18 protein-coding genes and 2 tRNA genes are annotated in these 19671 nt (G+C 46.9%); 2 read left to right on the forward strand and 18 right to left on the reverse strand.

All coding sequences use genetic code 11. From position 1 onward, the window contains the following. Positions 1 to 15: 15 nt before the first annotated feature. The 9 genes from ACES2C_RS02470 to ACES2C_RS02510 form a co-directional block, all read right to left on the reverse strand. Positions 16 to 429: a hypothetical protein gene (locus ACES2C_RS02470; RefSeq protein ID WP_374165441.1), complete on the reverse strand. Its 414-nt coding sequence runs from the start codon at positions 427 to 429 to the stop codon at positions 16 to 18. A gap of 214 nt (positions 430 to 643) precedes the next feature. Continuing rightward, a complete protein-coding gene (locus tag ACES2C_RS02475; RefSeq protein WP_374165442.1) occupies positions 644 to 1951 on the reverse strand; it encodes a M1 family metallopeptidase in 1308 nt (435 codons plus the stop codon). After that, a complete protein-coding gene (locus ACES2C_RS02480; protein WP_374165443.1) occupies positions 1903 to 2616 on the reverse strand; it encodes a hypothetical protein in 714 nt (237 codons plus the stop codon). The genes ACES2C_RS02475 and ACES2C_RS02480 overlap by 49 nt, the downstream gene beginning before the upstream one ends. 115 nt (positions 2617 to 2731) lie before the next feature. Continuing rightward, a complete protein-coding gene (locus ACES2C_RS02485; protein ID WP_374165444.1) occupies positions 2732 to 3082 on the reverse strand; it encodes an ArsC family reductase in 351 nt (116 codons plus the stop codon). Positions 3083 to 3122: 40 nt separating this feature from the next. Further along, the gene (locus ACES2C_RS02490) at positions 3123 to 5588 is read right to left on the reverse strand and encodes an outer membrane beta-barrel family protein (RefSeq protein ID WP_374165445.1); all 2466 of its coding nucleotides are present in this window, start codon (positions 5586 to 5588) and stop codon (positions 3123 to 3125) included. Positions 5589 to 5816: 228 nt separating this feature from the next. Continuing rightward, entirely contained in the window at positions 5817 to 6377 is a 561-nt protein-coding gene (gene pth, locus ACES2C_RS02495) for an aminoacyl-tRNA hydrolase (protein ID WP_374165446.1), read from the reverse strand. Between the two features lie 120 nt (positions 6378 to 6497). Next, positions 6498 to 7073: a 50S ribosomal protein L25/general stress protein Ctc gene (locus ACES2C_RS02500; protein WP_374165447.1), complete on the reverse strand. Its 576-nt coding sequence runs from the start codon at positions 7071 to 7073 to the stop codon at positions 6498 to 6500. A 45-nt stretch (positions 7074 to 7118) separates the two neighbouring features. Continuing rightward, positions 7119 to 8069, reverse strand: coding sequence for a ribose-phosphate pyrophosphokinase (locus ACES2C_RS02505; RefSeq protein WP_374165448.1), 951 nt, complete (start codon positions 8067 to 8069; stop codon positions 7119 to 7121). A gap of 123 nt (positions 8070 to 8192) precedes the next feature. Next, positions 8193 to 8263 (reverse strand) — tRNA-Gln (locus ACES2C_RS02510). Positions 8264 to 8595: 332 nt separating this feature from the next. Here ACES2C_RS02510 and ACES2C_RS02515 point away from each other — a divergent pair. Next, positions 8596 to 11619: a DUF2723 domain-containing protein gene (locus ACES2C_RS02515; RefSeq protein WP_374165449.1), complete on the forward strand. Its 3024-nt coding sequence runs from the start codon at positions 8596 to 8598 to the stop codon at positions 11617 to 11619. Between the two features lie 134 nt (positions 11620 to 11753). On the opposite strand, the gene ACES2C_RS02520 is transcribed toward ACES2C_RS02515, so the two are convergent. Next, on the reverse strand, positions 11754 to 12707 hold the full coding sequence (locus tag ACES2C_RS02520) for an acetyl-CoA carboxylase carboxyltransferase subunit alpha (protein ID WP_374165450.1): 954 nt from the start codon (positions 12705 to 12707) through the stop codon (positions 11754 to 11756). 102 nt (positions 12708 to 12809) lie between these two features. Between ACES2C_RS02520 and ACES2C_RS02525 the strand changes: the two genes are divergently transcribed. Beyond that, positions 12810 to 13586, forward strand: a complete 777-nt coding sequence (locus ACES2C_RS02525) for a sulfite exporter TauE/SafE family protein (RefSeq protein WP_374165451.1) — start codon at positions 12810 to 12812, stop codon at positions 13584 to 13586. Positions 13587 to 13840: 254 nt separating this feature from the next. Here ACES2C_RS02525 and ACES2C_RS02530 read toward each other — a convergent pair whose 3' ends face one another. The 8 genes from ACES2C_RS02530 to ACES2C_RS02565 all read right to left on the reverse strand — a co-directional run bounded on the left by ACES2C_RS02530 (position 13841) and on the right by ACES2C_RS02565 (position 19208). Continuing rightward, a complete protein-coding gene (locus ACES2C_RS02530) occupies positions 13841 to 15475 on the reverse strand; it encodes an ABC-F family ATP-binding cassette domain-containing protein (protein WP_374165452.1) in 1635 nt (544 codons plus the stop codon). A gap of 184 nt (positions 15476 to 15659) precedes the next feature. Continuing rightward, positions 15660 to 16214, reverse strand: coding sequence for a hypothetical protein (locus ACES2C_RS02535; RefSeq protein ID WP_374165453.1), 555 nt, complete (start codon positions 16212 to 16214; stop codon positions 15660 to 15662). Positions 16215 to 16289: 75 nt separating this feature from the next. Then, entirely contained in the window at positions 16290 to 17138 is an 849-nt protein-coding gene (locus ACES2C_RS02540) for a transposase (protein ID WP_374165454.1), read from the reverse strand. A 115-nt stretch (positions 17139 to 17253) separates the two neighbouring features. Then, positions 17254 to 17619, reverse strand: coding sequence for a transposase (locus ACES2C_RS02545; protein WP_374163170.1), 366 nt, complete (start codon positions 17617 to 17619; stop codon positions 17254 to 17256). Between the two features lie 102 nt (positions 17620 to 17721). Continuing rightward, complete coding sequence (locus tag ACES2C_RS02550) at positions 17722 to 18042, reverse strand: hypothetical protein (protein ID WP_374165455.1); 321 nt, start codon at positions 18040 to 18042, stop codon at positions 17722 to 17724. Further along, a complete protein-coding gene (locus ACES2C_RS02555) occupies positions 18030 to 18470 on the reverse strand; it encodes a hypothetical protein (protein WP_374165456.1) in 441 nt (146 codons plus the stop codon). Before ACES2C_RS02555 ends, ACES2C_RS02550 begins: the two co-directional genes overlap by 13 nt. Before the next feature lie 13 nt (positions 18471 to 18483). Then, positions 18484 to 18843 carry a hypothetical protein gene (locus ACES2C_RS02560; protein ID WP_374165457.1) on the reverse strand — a complete coding sequence of 120 codons (360 nt, stop codon included), beginning with the start codon at positions 18841 to 18843 and terminating at the stop codon, positions 18484 to 18486. Positions 18844 to 19134: 291 nt separating this feature from the next. Continuing rightward, a tRNA-Asn gene (locus ACES2C_RS02565) sits at positions 19135 to 19208 on the reverse strand. Positions 19209 to 19671 lie beyond the last annotated feature (463 nt).

Raw genomic sequence — 19671 nt, forward strand, 5'->3', positions numbered from 1 at the left:
TTCTTCAAAGGTTCGCTAAAACTGATATCCCACTTTAAAAGACCACAAACTAATGTTGCCACTTTCACGACTCCAGGATTCAAACCTGAAGCCAGTATTTATTGCAGCTTTTTCTGTAAGATGCCAGGACGCCCCAACACCGGGAGTCATAATGAAAACAGTGCCGGCGCCCTGCTGTATTCCAAATCCGGGGCCAAGCTCCATCTGCGCAAACACAGACCGGTTAAAGTAAAACTTAGCTCCCGCCTTAGCAGGCACATATGATCTCGTATCAACCGACGTACTTTTTCCGCCCTGATAAAAAGACATCACTCCCGTCGATCCCGTAATGTAGAACGACCTCGTCACCGGTATATCCAGACCGCCCGATCCGCCGAAGCCGTAGCCAAACTGCCGACCAAACTCACCGCTCGGTATAGAAAACTCCACGTCCAGGTTGAACCGTGGCCTTACCGGATACGGCGCATTAGCCCGTTCCTGCGCACCAAGTCCTAATGAAATAAAAAAAGGAAAATGCCTGCTGCTAGTGTTTTCATAATTCGTAATACAAAGAAAGCGAATCTTACCATTAAATTATAACCAAGAAACGCAGAAGAGGTTGTGTCGCCTTCCAATATACCAATAAACCTGATTCCCCTGCACCTTACCGCACCTTCCAGCTGTTATTGCTGGTGTTGCAGTCGGGTAAAACATGGTCGGGGTCGAGCGTTACAGTCGACAGTTCTTCTTTCGAGGGGAAGAGGAACTTCCACTCAGCGCCTCTCTTCCATATCTCCACCGGAAGTTTCATCCGCGATACCTCGCCCGCCTTGGTTGTCACCTCTACGATCACAGGCATCGGCATCTTCTGAAGATTGGCAATCGTAATAAGCGCGCCATTCTGCGGATTGTTTTTGTTATAACTCACATTGGTGATGGCCTGATCCATCTTCCAGTTCTTGAGAAACCAGCCCCTCCAGAACCAGCTTAGATCCTCTCCGGCCACATTCTCTATGGTCCTGAAAAAATCGTCAGGTGTGGGATGTTTAAAGGCCCAGCTGCGGATGTACGCCCTGAGAGCCCGGTCGAACCGCTCTTCACCCAAGATCTGGTTTCTCAACATGAGCAGACCGAGGGCAGGTTTCAGGTAGATCAGCATTCCGCTATTGTCCTCTTTCATGTTATCGGCGCTAACTTTTACCGGCTCCATCCTGTCATCAGCAAAAACACGCGCCCACTTGTGCATATCTTTATCGCCTTCTTTATACTCCCCGCCGTTAAAAGACTCCGCTGACAGATAGTTGATGAACGTGTTCAGCCCCTCATCCATCCAGCCATGCCGCCGCTCATTTGTTCCAACAATCATAGGGAACCAGTTATGAGCCATTTCATGATCAGTAACGCTCCACAGCCCCGCGCCCTTCTCTTTCAGCGAGCAGAAAGCCAGGCCCGGATATTCCATTCCTGTAAGGCTTGACGCTACATTAACAGCGACAGGGTAAGGATATTGATACCACTTCGCAGAATAATGTTCTATTGAGGCCTTTACGTATTCTGTCGAGCGTCTCCAGCCGGACTTGCTGTCAGCCCCCCTGGGATATGCTGAAATCGCCATAGCAGTAGTCCCGTCCGGCAGGTTGATCCGTGCGGCATCTACTATAAAGGCAGCAGAACTAGCCCAGGCGATGTCTCGTGTATTGTCCATCCGGTAGTGCCAGGTGAGCGGCGCTTTCCCCTGACGGGGAGGCCGTCCATCACGAATAAGTACCGCACGATCACTCCGTCGCGCATTTTCCCATGCCTTCAACTCCTGAGCTGTGTACACCTCCGATGGATTAAGGAGCTGCCCTGAACATACAACCACATGATCGGCCGGCGCGGTGATCCTGACATCAAAATTGCCGTATTCCAGATAAAACTCGCCTAAACCGTTGTAAGGATCGGTATTCCATCCCGAGACATCGTCATACACACACATCCGGGGATACCACTGTGCAACGGAAAAGATCTTCCCCCGTCGGTTTCTGCTATGCCGGTCCGGTCTGCTCCGTAGAAAGGAATAATATATGAATATTCTATTCTCAGCTTCACCTGACCGCGGGGCTGCAGAGCCACCGGAAGAAGCAGCTGCATTCGGGTGTCTTCCGTCATGCACGCCAGATCCTGCCCTTTTCCGTCGGCGGCAATCAGCTCAACGTGCCTGATCCTGAATCCTGCGTCATAAGCCTGCCCTTTGGCTCCGCTCCGGCTTCCGCTTAGCGGGATCATCATCGTTCCCCTTGAATCGGACTTGAAAAGATTCTGATCCAGCTGAAGCCATAAAAAGTCAAGCGAATCTGGACTATTATTGGTATAGGTAAGAATCTCAGTGCCTGAGATCTCATTCTTCTGATCGTCGAGCGTCACACTGATTTCATAGTCCGCCCGATTCTGCCAGTAGGCATGCCCCGGCTTTCCAGAGGCCGAGCGATACGGGCCGCCCTCCCTGGTGTAAAAATTATGATCGAACGCCTCGGTATAATCGTAAATACTCTCCGGCTTGCTGTTACTAAAATATCCCTCAGCTGATTGTCCCCTTGCCTGAGCTGTTGTCAGTAAAGCAACCGCTGCCAAAGCGTAAAATAACCTTCCAGTCATAAATTCACCGTCGTACTCACTTTAGCCGTGTGCACTACTCATCGTCCTATTTAAATAATTACACAAAAACATTCTAGAACTGCTCCATTTAATGCGAATAAAGCGACAGCACGTACTAGACCTGTCCTAGTCTTTCGAGATACTCTGCCTCGTTAAACCCAAGGATAAAACTCCCCTGCGTCTCTATCACTGGGCGTCTGATTACACTGGTTTTCTCCATCATCAGTTGGAAAGCAGCCTGCTTGTTTGATACTGAGGCCTGAATTGCCGGATCGAGTTTTTTCCATGTAGTGCCTCTCTTATTGATTAACGCTTCCCAGCCCGCTTTCGCATCCCATTCAGCCAACTTCTCTTCTGAAACCCCCAGCTTTTTAAAATCGTGGAACTCGTACGTTATGTGGTGATCATCCAGCCACTTCAACGCCTTCTTAACAGTATCGCAATTCTTAATCCCGTATACTTTCATGTACCAAACATAGTGAAAAATCGCAACTGTGCGACCGTCACTACTGCGACTCGTTGCTCTTTCCTCCACTCACATCGTCATTCTTAATCCCCCGCTGATTCTTCTTGATCCCGCCCTGAAGCTTCCCGAAGCGGTAATTTAAGCTTAACCGGTAAGATCTGAAATAGTTTTGATACGTGCTTGACTGGCTGAATCCCGCCCCTGTCGTCTCATTAACAAAGTAGCGATATTTGTTAAACGGGTTACTTGTTGCAGCAGAAAAGGTCAATTTTTCTTTAATGAGTTCCTTGCTGGCACTGAGCGACGTGTAATAATAGGAACTGCCTTGTCCCTGCAGGTTGATGTAAGGACTGCTGTAACTAAAATCGGCATTTAACCTCCAGCCCTTATTAAACTTATAACCTGTTCCGCCATAAAAATACCCCCTCACCCCGCTATTACTGGCCTCCCTTCCGTTGATCATGCCTTTCAGCCAGACGTAATTCATGTTCCCGCTAATATTGAAGTTCCACGCTTTCGTGATGGGGTAATTAACATTAAAGTTAGTTCCCAGGGTACGGTCCTTTCCAATATTTCCATAAGTAGTGTAGGTCACCTGTCTGGGCTTATCATATACCGAGAACTGCTGTATGGTATTGTTAGAGAAGCTGTAATTGATCCCAATGTTGATGGAGCCTTTTTTAAATCTGCTGTAGCCCATCCTGATATCATTACTCACTACAGGCTTCAGATCCGGATTTCCGGCCGATTCAAAGTTGGGGTTGGATCTGTCTACAAAGGGATTTAAGTTCCAGATGCTGGGCCGCTGAATACGCTGGGTGAAACCGAAGTTCAGGCTGCTCATATTCTTAAACTTCCGGTTCAGGGAGAATGTCGGAATGATACTAAAAAAGTCCTTGTCCAGCTCCTGAGCCCTCGAAATAAAGTCGGCCTTTATCGTCGTCTCTTCCACCCGCACGCCGGCTTTAAATCCCCAGTCCTTGATATTGTACTGGTAAGATGTGTAAGCTCCAAACACATCCTGGTTGTTGTCGAAAGTGTTGGTACGGAGCGGATCATTAACAAAGACGCCGTCCACATTAAGTGAATCATATCTAAAATCGCTGTTATTGTCCCGCAGTATCGCCTTTAATCCAGCTTCAACGGTCAGCTTCTTATTAACAGGATGAACATAGTCGAGCTGGATAGTTTGCTCGCCTGAGCCGCCATTATTCTTTTGCCGGTAGTCGTTCATAGGCCAGCTGATCCGGTTCCCAAGTACATGCGAATCAAAAGTTTTATCGTCCGAATTGGAATAGCGATAGGAGAACGTAAGAAGCCGGTCTTTTTTACCCTTGAATCCTTTTTGATAGTTAAGGGCCAGATCAATACCGCTCCACGTGTTCCTGCTGTCGTCGTTTGTGGTGTATCCCGTTGTCACGGCATCAAGCGCATCGAACGTCCGCGAATCCTGCATCCCTTTGGCATCATACGTACCATCGTTAAAGCCCACTTCCGCAGTAATGAGGTTAAGAGTATCAATCTCAAAGCTTAATTCAGTACCCAGATACTTATAATTATTATCAAACTCACGCGTGCCATTCTGGAATAAGCGCGACAAAGGCACTTCAGCTCCGTTGCTCAGCCGACTGCTATGATAGCCTGCACTCGGCTGGCTGTAATATCCTACTCCGCCGTATCCGGAAGCACCAAACTTTCCCTGCTTTAATGTAAATGAACCGCCGGCACCGGGGCCGCCAACAGGAAAGCGTTCATTGATATTGATACTTCCGTTATAGCCATTATCAATCTTCTTGGTTGTTATGATATTAATGATCCCGGCTAAGCCCTCGCTGTCGTACTTGGAAGGAGGAGTAGTGATCACCTCAATTTTCTGAATACTCGAGGCAGGCATGCTGCGCAGGACATCCTTTGGATTCTTGGCCACCATACTTGAGGGTTTCCCATTTACCAGTATCTTATAGTTTGAATTTCCCTGCAGCTTAATATTATCATCAGCATCAAGCGAAAGCAAGGGCACTTTTCGCATCATATCAAGCACATTATTTACCTTACTTTCAGGGTCGGCCTGCAGATCATAGGATATCCGGTCAGGCTCCTGCTGGATCACCGGCTTATCTGCCGTCACGCTCACTTCCTTTAACTGGTTATTTTTTGCAGTCAGACGAATCGTACCGGCATTCACTTCTGCACCGGAATTAGCGCCAATTGGCGGCACTTTCACTGTCGCCGGTTTATACCCAACAGAAACCGCGGTAACCTGATAAGCACCCGCTGACAGTTTACTAAATGAAAAATGTCCCTTAGAATCACTAAGCGCTGTCTTAAGCGGTTTGTTAGTCTGGTCTTTGAGCGAAACGGTAACATACTCAAGCGGCTTTCCGCCTGCAGAGTCGACCACAACGCCCTTAATGGTGAATAAATGAACAGGGCCTTGTGCCCTAAGGGCGTTGCTGAAAAGGATTAAGATTGCTCCAAGCAGGCAGATGAAGGTTGAGAGTTTCATATTAACTATGTGGTTAGATTTCTAATTCAAGATAAAAGAGCCAAATAAATAGCGGCTTATCTCTCGCTCTCAGCCTGTGGCTTGCAACTAAATATTTAGTACAAAAATAAAAAGCTTTCTTAACTCTGTATGTTAAAAAATGTTATATTTTCATTACAACAGAGAAATACACGTCCTCCCTCCTGATGCAGATGCATCGGCAGCACGTTCTCCACACGAAAAAGAAACTTATTTATTAAAGCGTGTCATCGTGAGCTCGGCGCCAACCGTAACAAAGCTCTCAATCATCTCTACCGATCGATCAATCAGCCCGGGCAGCTCCGGCTGTTCGTCTTCATCAAAGCTGCTTAGCACAAAGTCTACCTGCCGCCCCTTGGGATAATGATCACCTATACCAAAGCGCAGGCGGGGATAGTGCTGACTGCCCACAAGCGATTCAATACTTTTAAGGCCATTGTGTCCCGCGCTGCTCCCTTTAGGCTTCAGGCGAATGGCGCCAAAAGGAATGGCCAGATCGTCTACGATGACCAGGATATTCTCCACAGGGATCTTCAGTTCGTGCATCCAGTAATTGACCGCTTTACCGCTCAGGTTCATATAAGTGGTGGGCTTGATAAGGTAAAGCTTTCGCCCCTTATAACTGGCTTCCGTGTAATATGCAAGGCGAAGATTTGAAAAGGAAACCCCGGCCTTTTTTGCCATGGCATCAGCTACCATAAAACCAATGTTATGACGGGTATCAGCATATTCAGGCCCAATATTACCCAAGCCCACGATCAAATATTTCATAGGCGCAAAAGTAGGACTACAGCAGGAAAGATAAAAGGGCAGGAGGTGTACAAAAAGAAAGGCCCCCAGTAAACTGAGGGCCCTCTGATCTTTATTCCCTTTGCGGGGACATTGAGAAACTTATTTCTTAGCGTCCTGCTCAGCTTGCCTTAATGCACGGGATGTTGTTACTGATACAATTGTATCTTCAGGAACGTTGGTAACCGCAAAGTTTTCGAACTTCAGGTCACGTACGCGAACCGATTTACCAACTTCCAGGGGCTCAATACTAACTTCAACATACTGAGGCATATCCTTAGGCAAAGCTTTCACTCTTAGCTTACGAAGTTTCTGAACCAGCTTACCCCCCATTTTAACACCAGGAGAAGTACCGGTCAACTTCACAGGGATCTGCATAACCAGCGGCTTGTCCTGGCTCAGCTGGAAGAAATCCACATGAAGGATTTGCTCGGTAAGAGGATGGAACTGTGCATCCTGAAGGATAGCCTGAGTTTTAACGCCCTCTACGTCAATTTCAACGAAGCTGACGTCAGAGCTGTAAATAAGAGACTTTAAGTCACTTGCTTCAACAGCAAAGTGTACTTGTTCTGTGCCGCCATACAAAACAGCAGGCACTTTACCTTCGTAGCGCAGCTCCTTTGCATCGCGTTTCCCTACGTTCCCTCTGCGGGAACCGCTAATAGCGATAGTTTTCATATGATTATTTACTTAAAAATTTAATTATTCTCTTTTTTCGTCAGCTTACCCGTCCACACGGAAAAGATCACTGATTGATCCATGCTCATCCACAATCCCTATCGCCTTGGCAAATAGATCAGCGGTTGATAGGACTTTAATCTTCTCTGATGAACGGCTCAGCGGAATGGTGTCGCTCACAATCAGCTCCGTCAGCGCCGAATTCTCTATAGTATCGTATGCCTTCCCCGAAAGCACGGGATGCGTACAGACAGCTCTTACACTGTTCGCTCCGTTTTCCATGATCAGGCCGGCCGCTTTGGCAAGAGTCCCTGCAGTATCACAGATATCATCGATCAGAACAATATCCTGCCCGGTAACATCTCCGATGATCGACATCGACTCGATCTCGTTCGCCCGCTTACGCCTCTTGTCACAAATAACAACCTCCGCGTTAAAGAACTTGGCGAAAGACCTGGCCCGGTATGAGCCGCCCATATCAGGTGAGGCAATTGTCAGCCTCTGAAGATTCAGACTCTTTATATAAGGAACAAAAATGACCGAAGCATCGAGGTGATCAACTGGGATATCGAAAAAGCCCTGAATCTGGGCCGCATGCAAGTCCATCGTCATGATGCGGTGCGCACCTGCTGCCGTAAGTAAGTTAGCAACCATCTTTGCACCAATAGCTACCCTCGGTTTATCCTTTCTGTCCTGGCGCGCCATCCCGAAATACGGTATCACTACTGTTATGTAGTGAGCCGAAGCCCTTTTTGCCGCATCGATCATCAGTAATAATTCGATCAGGTTATCGTAAGGCTGATTGGTCGACTGAATCAGAAACACATTACAGCCCCGGATCGTCTCGTTATAGAACGGCTGAAATTCGCCATCGCTAAAGTGAGAAAGCACTATATCGCCTAATTCCTGGCCATACGACTGTGCAATTTTTGCCGCCAGCTCGGTTGTTCCGGAACCGGCAAATAACTTAACAGGATTTATCTGGTGGAGTGACATTTTTTATTATTTCGGAATCCGGTCTTATGATTACACATTCTACTGACAAAATATGTTCCTGCACAACATCTGGTAACATAAACCCGGACACGCTATCCAGAGGAGTGGGATCCGAATTTTAAGTTGCCCGACCAGGATTCGAACCTAGACAAACAGAACCAAAATCTGTCGTACTACCTTTATACTATCGGGCAATCTACCGCTTCAACAGCGTTCTGCGAAACGGAATGCAAATATAGGACGATATCCGATTAAAGCAAAATGAATTTTAAAAAAATAAAACCAGCAGAAACAACGCCGAAGAGCCCTTTCCGAGACTCATAAAACCCAGCAGTATCTACTCAATATCAGTCGCTTAGCCAGCATTAGCACAGTCAGCAAAATTAGCAACAACTTAACCGCTACCCGGCTCATCACCAATTTTAACAATTCTTAACAGTCCATTATCAAAGTTTAAGAAGGGCAAAGATTGGTATTTAAATAGTATTCGCTATTTTCGGGCTTCGTATTGATCGATAGTTGTTTTATGAATTACAATAAAGTTAATAATCTATTTGGATGGCTTTGCTTTGTGATCGCCACAGCGACCTATATATTAACAGCAGAGCCTACAGCCAGCTTCTGGGATTGCGGCGAGTTTATAGCAGCAGCTTACAAACTACAGGTGGTACACCAGCCCGGCGCACCACTCTTCCTGATGTTACAAAAAATCTTTTCTCTGGTTGCTGCCGACAAGACACAAGTTGCATTCTGGATGAATGTCGGCTCCGCAGTATCAAGCGGCGCTACTATCCTCTTCCTATTCTGGACCATCACGGCCCTCGCAAGAAAAGTTATGTGGAAGACAGGAGAAGAATTAACAACTTCCAATCTGATTGCCATAATCGGCTCCGGACTCGTTGGTGCTCTTGCCTACACCTATTCAGACACATTCTGGTTCTCAGCAGTTGAGTCAGAGGTATATGCCATGTCATCCTTATGTACAGCTGTCGTTTTCTGGGCTATATTAAAGTGGGATGCACATGCAGAAGAGGCTGACGCCGATAAATGGATTCTTTTCATAGCCTATATTATGGGCCTCTCAATTGGTGTCCACCTCCTGAACCTGCTGGCGATCCCTGCGATCGCTTTGGTGTATTACTTCCGCAGATACAAGAACCCAACTGGCAAAGGGACACTGATCGCGCTATTGGTCGGCATCGTCATCCTTGGAGTCATTCAGTATGGGATTATCCAATATCTCGTGAAACTCGCCGCTTACTTCGACCTGTTCTTTGTAAACACCCTGGGCATGGGCTTTGGAAGCGGTGTTGTTGTCTTTATGGCACTGGTAATCGGGGGACTAACCTACGGCATCCTCTACTCTATCAGGAAGGCAAAGCCGGTATTAAACCTGGCATTACTTTGCACTGCCTTTATTCTTTTGGGCTACAGCTCGTTTGCAATGATCGTAATAAGGGCCAAGGCAAACCCTGCCCTCAACAACAGTGATCCTGATAACGCATTTGCTCTTTTGAGCTACCTTAACCGTGAACAATACGGCGACCGTCCGCTGATGTACGGACAATACTTCGACTCTCAGGTGATTGACTACAAGCAGGGAGACAACGTTTACCGCAAAGGAAAAGACAAATACGAAGTAGCCAGCAAGAAGTTTGAAGCGACTTATGACCGTAACACACTCCTTCCCAGAATGTACAGCGACGATCCGCAGCACGTTTCTTACTACAGAGAATGGATGCGTATGGGGGAAACCGAGTCGCCATCCTTTGCTCAGAACCTGGGCTTTCTTTTCTCCTACCAGACGGGTTTCATGTATGCACGCTACTTCCTGTGGAACTTTGCCGGCCGTCAAAATGACGATCAGGGCCATGGCAATATGACCTCGGGAAACTGGATCACCGGCATTAAACCGATCGATGCATTGAGACTAGGCCCGCAAGACAACCTGCCCCCAAGCATCACAACCAACGAAGCATACAACCGCTTATATCTGCTGCCCCTGATCATCGGACTGCTCGGTGCCATCTGGCACTTCTCCCGCAGCCAGAAAGACGCAGGGGTAGTTGGCCTTTTATTTTTCTTTACAGGCCTTGCGATCGTACTCTATCTCAATCAGAGCCCGCTCCAGCCAAGAGAACGTGACTATGCTTATGCTGGCTCCTTCTATGCTTTTGCTATCTGGATAGGCTTAGGAGTCGCCGCTATTGCCGACTGGCTACGAAAAAAGATGTCGCCCACTACGGCCGGCATCGTAGCAACGGTTGCATGTATGCTCGCAGCTCCGGTACTTATGGCGAAGGAAGAATGGAACGACCACGATCGCTCAACTAAATTCACAACGCGCGACTTTGCTATTGACTACCTTGAATCCTGCGCTCCGAACGCTATTTTATTCACCTACGGAGACAACGATACCTATCCACTATGGTATGCTCAGGAAGTGGAAGGCGTTCGGCCAGACGTCCGCATCGTAAACCTCAGCTTGCTGGGCACCGACTGGTACATCCGTCAGATGAAGGACAAGATCAATAATTCAGATCCGCTCCCTATTACCATGCCCGATGAAAAATACGTTCAGGGTGTGCGTGATGTGATCCGTTATTATGACTACAAGTTCGCCGAGCCAATTGAGCTGAAGAATCTGTTTGACGTGCTTACATCTGACAACGACAATGATAAGGTGGCTATGCAGGACGGCAGCAAAGAAAATATCCTGCCTACAAAGAACTTCAAGATTACCATTAACCCCGCCCAGGTTCTGGCAACCAGGACCGTAAGTCAGGCAATGAAAGACAGCATTGCACCTGTTATGCAATGGACCTATAATAAGGGCTATGTTACCAAAACCGAGCTGGCAATGTTCGACATTCTGGCGCATAATGACTGGAAACGGCCTATTTATTTTGCCGTCACTGTTCCTTCCAGCAACTACATCGGACTGGAAAAATACCTGTACAACGAAGGTTTTGCTTACCGCTTGGTGCCATTAAAGCCTGCTGTTGCCGACTCAGCCGATCAGGGAGAACCAGGCAGAGTGAACGCTGACCGGATGTATACCAACATCATGACCAAGTTCAAGTGGGGCAACATGAAAAACGCGAGCTATCTTGATCCTGAGTCGACAAGAATGATTGCAACTATTATCAAAACCTTCAACACAACCGCACAGAAACTTCTTGAAGAAGGACGGACAGAAGAAGCAAAAAAGGTCCTTAACAAATCACTCGAAGTGATTCCTGAAAGGAACTATATCTTCTACTATATTTTACACCGGTACTATACAGCCGACTTGCTGTATCAGGTAAAGGAGACTGCGAAGGCCAACGCCCTTGTCAAACACACGGCTGACTACATAGACGCAGAACTGACCTATCTGGGAAGCATGTCGCCAGGTACGCAGAGCCTTGCCATGAGCGACATCCAGCTCGGGGTTTCGATCCTGAATGAACTGGTAAAGATCACTGAAGAGAACAAGCAGACTGCCCTGCATCATGAACTCAGCAATAAGTTCACGGCATTGAGATCAAAACTTCCTATTAATTTCTAAAAGAGCATCATAAAAAGAAAAGGGGCGGAAATCAATTCCGCCCCTTTTCTTTTTACTGCAAGCCCGATTTATCCTAACTGCTTTTCGAAAACGCTGTGCCTTTAATCGTTCTGTACTTTATCTCGGTCGCCCGCTTATTCTACAACCACACCCATTGAGCAGAATTTATCAATCCGCTCGCTAACCAGCTCCTCTATCTTTCGGCCCTTTAGAGTGGCAAGATCACTTACTATTCTATCCTTCAGAATGGAAGCCATTAACTTCGGATCCTGATGCGCACCGCCCAAAGGCTCCGGGATCACCCCATCGATTAAGCCATTCTTCAGCATGTCCTCCGCAGTCAGCTTGAGACTTTCCGCAGCCTGTTCCTTATAGTCCCAGGTTCTCCATAAGATCGCCGAACAGTTTTCAGGGGAAATAACAGAGTACCAGGAATGCTCCAGCATCAGCACCTTGTCGCCAATCCCAATCCCCAGTGCACCGCCCGAAGCCCCCTCGCCAATGATCACGCAAATAACCGGAACATTCAGCACTGACATCTCCAGAAGGTTCCTCGCAATAGCCTCGCCCTGCCCCCGCTCTTCAGCCTCCAGCCCGGGATAAGCCCCCGGGGTATCAATAAGAGTAACAACAGGCTTGTTAAATTTCTCCGCCAGCTTCATCAGGCGCAGTGCCTTCCGGTAACCCTCCGGGTTAGCCATCCCAAAGTTCCTGTACTGCCTGAGCTTTGTATTGGTTCCCTTCTGATGGCCAATTACCATGACCGTCTGCCCGCCTATGGAAGCGAAACCGCCTACAATGGCTTTATCGTCCTTCACTGTACGATCGCCGTGGAGTTCCACGAAAGAGTCGCACATCATTTCAATATATTGGAGCGTGTATGGTCTTTCAGGATGTCTTGAGATCTGGACTTTTTGCCAGCCCGTCAGATTAGAATAAACTTGCTCTTTTGCTGCGTTCAGCTTCTGCTCCAGCTCCGCCACCGTTGCAGTCATGTCGACTTTCGTCTTTTCCGACACCTGCTTTACTTTTTCTATCTGTTGCTGAAGATCCGCTATCGGCTTCTCAAAATCAAAGGATGTATTCATTTTCATCAAACAAAAAAATCAGGCTAAGGTAGGAAATAGATAGCACATTATACCTTTCAAAACTTATTTTTGCCTTCCGTCATCCCTTAAGTTCCTGTATTCATGACTATTCAACTCGTCTTGCTTTGTATTGTTTCCTTCTTCGCCGGCTTTATAGATTCTATCGTTGGCGGAGGCGGCTTACTGCAGACACCAGCCATGCTCATCATCCTCCCGCAGTATCCCGTGGCAACCCTTTTCGGCACCACCAAAATCCCCTCAATATCAGGCACTCTATTCGCTGCTGTCAGCTACTCCAGACGCGTCAAGATAAAGGTCAAACTCCTCCTTTTCATTATTATCGCCGCATTTACAGGAGCGATACTCGGCGCGTATAGTATCTCGAAAGTAAGCTCTGCTGACGTCAAACCCTTCATTCTGCTTCTTCTTCTGGCAACTGGGATCTATACCTACACGAAAAAGAGCTTCGGCCTGCACCAGGAAAAAAATCATTCCTTCCTCAGGCAAGTCCTAACCGGCCTGTTGTTTGGCTTCGTCATTGGTTTTTATGACGGACTTATCGGTCCGGGCACGGGCACTTTCCTGATACTTGCTTTCATTTCGCTCCTCGGCTTCGACTTCCTCCATTCAAGCGCCTACGCCAAATATGTAAACGTAGCTACCAACCTTGCCGCCATCCTGTACTTCGCCGGCACAAACCACATCCTCTATCAGTACGCCATCCCAATGGCGGTCTTTAATCTCGCCGGCTCCTTCCTGGGAACAAGGCTGGCACTTCTGAGAGGGAACAAGTTCATTCGCGTATTCTTCCTGATCGTCGTTTTCGGCACCATGCTCCGCTTCGCATGGGATATTCTGAAGGGATACCTGCTGCTCTGAGAACGCGAAGAGTCAGCTGATATGCGCCGGCAGTTTCCACTTACCGCCTGCCCTGAAATCCATCTTCAGTATGGTAGACGTAAAGCCTTGGGCTTCCCGCCAGTTTACAAGACACTTCGGATTACATCACATTCCCAAACGCGATCAATAGAAACATCAAGGGTCTTTAGGATTTGTAACGTATCAGTCTTCATGCACTAAATATTAATAACGAACCACGTGGAAAAGAAGGCGGCAAACCCCGATGTCCGGCACTAATTCTGTTCGATCTCCTTCAAGCTGTTCATTTTTTTGTAGGCCAGGAAACCCTTAATATCTTCAAAGTGCTCCCGAACGCGTTTATTGCCGAACTCAAATACTTTCTTAACAAGGCCGTCCAGAAAATCGCGGTCGTGCGACACCAGGATCAAGGTACCGTCAAAGTCCTGCAAGGCCTCCTTGATGATATCTTTGGTTTTCATATCCAGGTGATTGGTCGGCTCGTCGAGAATCAATACGTTTACCGGCTCTAATAGCAGTTTGATCATGGCCAGGCGGGTTTTCTCCCCTCCTGAAAGTACTTTAACCTTTTTAGTAATATCGTCGCCGCTAAACATAAAAGCACCCAGCAGGTCCTTGATTTTTACGGTTCCGTCACTCAAAGGAATCTGATCGATGGTATCAAATACCGTTAAGTTCTCATCCAGCAAAGCAGCCTGATTCTGAGCAAAATAGCCAATCTTAGCATTGTGACCAACTTTCAAGCTTCCCTCAAAATCGATCTCGCCCATAATAGCTTTGATCATGGTCGACTTACCTTCTCCATTTTTACCAACAAAAGCGACCTTCTCTCCCCGCTCGATCACCAGCGAAGCCTTTTCGAATACCACATGATCGCCATACGCCTTGGTCAGCTCTTCTACAATCACAGGGTACTGACCGGAACGAGGCGATGGCGGAAACTTCAAGCGCAGTGCCGAGGTATCCACTTCGTCGATCTGAATGATTTCCAGCTTTTCGAGCATTTTTACCCGCGACTGCACCTGCAGCGTTTTTGAGTACGTCCCTCTGAAACGATCAATGAACTCCTGATTGTCTGCAATGAAACGTTGCTGTTCTTCGTAGGCTTTTAACTGATGTACGCGGCGCTCAGCACGCAATTGGAGGTAGTGACTGTACTTCGCCTTGTAATCATAAATCCGGCCCATGGTGACCTCGATCGTTCGGTTCGTGATATTATCAACAAAGGTACGGTCATGCGAAATTACCATGACGGCCTTCGCCGAATTGATCAGGAAATCTTCCAACCATTGTATACTTTCGATATCCATATGGTTAGTCGGCTCATCCAGCAAGATCAGGTCAGGCTTCTTCAGTAAGATCTTGGCCAGTTCAATGCGCATGCGCCATCCTCCGGAAAACTCAGAAGTCGGGCGGCTAAAGTCAGAGCGCTTAAAACCCAGCCCTTTCAGTACTTTCTCTATTTCCGCATCGTAATTTGTCTCTTCTCCCGAATAGAATTTCTCACTCAGCTCCGATACACGCTCAATCAACTTCATGTAATCGTCGCTTTCATAATCCGTTCTGACCGTGAGCTGTTCGTTCAGCTCGTCCAGTTCCTTTTGCATCTGCTGCACCTCAGCAAAAGCCTTTGAAGCCTCTTCAAAAACGGTAACATCATCTTCTGTCAGCAAATGCTGAGGGAGGTAAGCAATTACCGCATCTTTAGGCCCGGTAACACTGCCCGTAGTAGGCTTGGCAACACCTGCTATTATTTTTAAAATGGTAGACTTGCCCGCCCCATTTTTACCCATCAGAGCTATCTTATCGTTCTCATTGATCGGAAAGGTTACATCACTAAACAACGTCGTTCCGCCAAAAGAAACGGAAATATTATTTACATTAATCACGAAATCAGGATCTTAAAATGAGCGGCAAAGATAGTGGAATTTAGAACAATCCTGCGGCCAAGCCGTCCTTTCTTCAGCGCAGCGTCGAAAAAGGCTCAATTAAAATACGAAAAAAACGGTCTTTCACAAAGAGCACCATCGTGGCTCCGGCACTCAGCTAACGGTCGAGTCTGTCCCCGCTGGGCTACAGGTGCAAGCCTAAATGCCGGTAAACCTTCTTTTTGATACGGTCCGCCCAGAAAGCGGGAATAGTTAAATACCCGCGGGGCGAAACTGTTTCAATCTGCACCGGGCTTTCTTGTGGCGACGGCTTGATCAGCTTCAGTTCACTATAGTGTCCGCGGTAAGTCGAGATCAAATGTACGGCTACCATTTTATCATCGACCGTTAACTTGTGCCTTGCGTTCAGAACCTGTCTGGGGTCGAAATATTTAACAGTCCCGCATCTCGCAGCTAAAAATCCCCAAACGGTCTGCTCAAGCCAGGAAACGCGTCCCAGCCCTTTGCCAATGATGGGATCATTTAGCAAGTCTTCAAGGAAGGAAAGATCGAAGTATTTGCGCGGAAAGTAAAACCAGCCGGTATTTACCCGAGGGAAGATCGGATATTTAATGCGATGAAACTCCACAGGAGTAAAAGAGTAGGCATGAATGAAATCGGCTATAAAAATGGGCGTTTCCCCAAGGTGAGGCATATCGAACCTGTGAAGAAAATAAATATCGCTGTCAATAAACATCACATCTTCTTCCTCAAAGAGCGCTACATCAAAAATCTTATTTGCATACAGATCCGGATCTGGACCAAAATCTGTGGACTAAGCAAATAATTTCATGAGTCTGAAGAGGAAAAAATTAACATTTCCTACCCCTCGGTACTGAGCTCTGAAAGCCTTAATTTTGGCATTGAAAGATTCGGCTGAAGCGTTTGTACTTCGGTTATCAGAGTAGTTCAAGATATTGTTGTGGTGGAGATTGATGGTTCTGGCAATGGTATTAAAAGATTTAAAGCCGGATTGCTCCACCTTCTCGTTCCACCGGGCCAGTCTTGCAAAGGCGTAGAGCTTATCTTTGGTGTTGCTGAATATCCAGGATAAGCCCCGGGTTAGCTGATAAGCTTTTTCCAGGGAAGGATATCGTTCAAAGAGCAAGCAAGCCCGCTCTGCCTGTTCAGCACTCCAGTTTTGTTGGTCCTTGTAGAGCAGATAGCGGCTTCTGGCCAGTAACTGCTTCAAGGTATCGCCATTGGATAGTATTTCAGGTGAATAGTTTGTTTTAGTTGCTTTGGCTTCTTCCAGAGCCTGATTCTCTGCATCAATGGCTTCCCAGCGGTATTTGATCCGTATTTCCTGTAGCGCTTCTGTGGCTAACTGCTGCACATGAAAGCGATCAATGACCTGCGAGGCCAAAGGAAAGCACTTTTTAGCGATCAAACTCATGTTACCAGCCAGATCCAAGGTGATCTCTCTGACCTTATTACGAAGTCTTTGGGGGATCTTTTGAAGCAGTGGAATGATGTTCTCCGAACGGGTACCTTCCATAATAGCAACCAGAGTGCCCTTTTTGCCTCTAGCTTCTTTATTGGTGACCACCGTATAGAGCTCACCCTGGGAAAGACTGGTCTCATCTATAGAGAGATAAGGACCGATGTTCTGTGGGAAGATCAAGCCTTTACGGGCATCGGTACGGTGCTCCCAATTCTTGTATTCACTGAGTTGATCGCGATAATAGCGCTGCAGCTTCTTGCCTTTGATCCCGTAAAAGGAGGCGATCGTCTGCAGACTATGTGGCTGGGTATCGACTGATTGCTTTTAAAAAAGCCGCGAAATCACTGGTGATCCGCGTTCCTATTGCTACAACATTCCAATCTCGGTGAACGACCTTACCTGTGTCCAGATTCCACCATCTACGTCGCTTAACATGCAAATACACTTCCTGTCCCCGTATGGGAAAGTCCTGCAGAATCACTTCATCAAAGAAGCCTTTGGAGAGTAACTTGTTGGTCTTATATTCTACCGGAATGGAGTTGATCTCTTCCAGGTAAATATGAATCCCGGTAGTGTCTTTTTTATGATCTGTCAACTGGAAATAATCGGATACCCCTTCAGGGATAATCAAGGGAAGTAGGGCTTTAAACGACTCGTGCATCTATCTAATTTCTGCACGCTAATATCTTACTTTTACTCTTCTCTCCACAACTTTTGTCCCTGTTCCGCTAAATACAAGCTTTTAATCAGCTAAATATACAAACTATTTTTCCCCGGAAAAAAGCCCGGCAAATTTCCTGGCAGCGCTCGCAGGAGAATAAATATCAGCAAAACTCCGATCCTGATTAATAAATGCTTCAATACATTCAATTTTACCTATGGGCCTGAGATAAGATACCTCCGGGTGCTGCCATTCCCAATTCTCGTCAAGCAACACAACGGGCAGGCCATTGTAAAGTAGAGAGGCAATACTTCCGCTTTTCCCTATCAGATGCAGAGGGTAATTAGAAAGGCCTATATCCGCACCAGCAAACACATCGGCAGCATCATTCGCATCTAAAAAACCAAACGTTAGGACCTCCACTTCCGATACAGATGCAAGTTCACTAAAAAATTCCTGGTGACATAATTTTGATTATTGCCAACATGGCCGATAACAAGCCCTTTTCCCATCCTTTCTCTTATCTGACGAGCAAGTTGTCTGATCTTTTCGACCATTTGCTCATGATAATGAACATGGCCAAAGAACAAACCCACGATTTTCTGCTCCCTGTTTGAGATGAGCTCAAGCGAACTCGCCTTACCTTTAGGCAAATTACTGAAGATAGGCATGACAGCAGCGTTGTAACCGATCCTGGCCAACATTGAGGCATAGAAAGGATTGCTGGTCGCTATGTGGCGAAACCTCACCATTTTCAATAACCGCCGGATAATAAACTTTTGCAATTCCCTCAAAACCAACTCCTTAACAGAACCAGCATGCGAGTCTGCCACCCACAGCTCGTGAAACATCACATGCCAGTTCTTACAGTGTTCTTTCAGGGATGACAGGCTCCGGGGGAGAAAAAAGGAAGCCCTTTTTTTGAAAAGAAAACGGGACAAACTGCAGACTCACAAGATCGGGGGTATAGGAAATCAGAATCTCCCTGAGCTTTTCGATCCGGTGCTTCCAGGGCAACTTACCGCTCATTCTGTAAGTTTTGAGATCCATCCCATTAATTCGCTGAAAGACTTCGCTATAGTCCTGAGAACTCTCGGCCTCATTAACTGCTACCACAACAGCTTCGGCGCCCATATTTTCAAACTCAGTTGCAAGCAATTTGGTATAGTCGCCCACACCGTCTTTACCAGGCTCAACACTTCCGCAAACAAAAAGGATTTTCATTATCAAAGTAACTGTTAAAAAAACACCAGGACTGCTTTATGCAGAACGCCCACACAGTCCCCTTAAAGTTGCACACGACCGCCATGCCGCACCGAAAACGCGAGCCTAACTCAGGTGTTCGCAATTAAATTTAAGAGAGATGGCCCCACTTATACCTATTCATCTTATTCCTTGCCGCTTCGGCGATGTAATGCAGCCCAACGTGCGAATATAAACATATCCCTTCAAATCCTTTAGGAGAGCATCAAATTCTATATAAAAGAAAAGCCCCACATGCTGTGAGGCTTAAAGCTCCTGAGGCTGGGCTCGAACCAGCGACCCTCTGATTAACAGTCAGATGCTCTAACCGGCTGAGCTACTCAGGAATCTTTTTATTCCGGTTATTTTACTTCACTGTCGGCTTATTGCCTCCAGCTCTGCTGCTTTTGGGATTGCAATATTCGGGATTTAATTTCAAATCACCAAAAAAGAGTGAATTTTGAGCTCCACCCATTTATCGGCCGCCTAAGCTTTAAGAGCAATGAAGAAGCTCTGCGGGGCTAGCTTCCGGAAACTATAAGCCTCGGTCAAAGCTAAAAGCGCTCGCAGGTCTCACTGCAGCTATCTAAACTTCAATGCGAGAGAACAGTTCCTTTTTCTTTTATCCTCCCCAAAACCTGACCCTGGTGTGATTATAGCTATTAAAAAGCTACTCATATGCCACCTTTATCCCACCTTTTTGCTTAGAAACGTGGACTCTGAGTGCTTATTTGGACAGGGTATAAATTTGGGGATGTAACTACTTAGCGAGTAGGGCCCTATTGATTCCTTGATTTTTTATACTCATCT

Origin of the sequence: Arcticibacter sp. MXS-1, assembly GCF_041902385.1 — a bacterium.
Taxonomy (GTDB): Bacteria; Bacteroidota; Bacteroidia; order Sphingobacteriales; family Sphingobacteriaceae; genus Arcticibacter.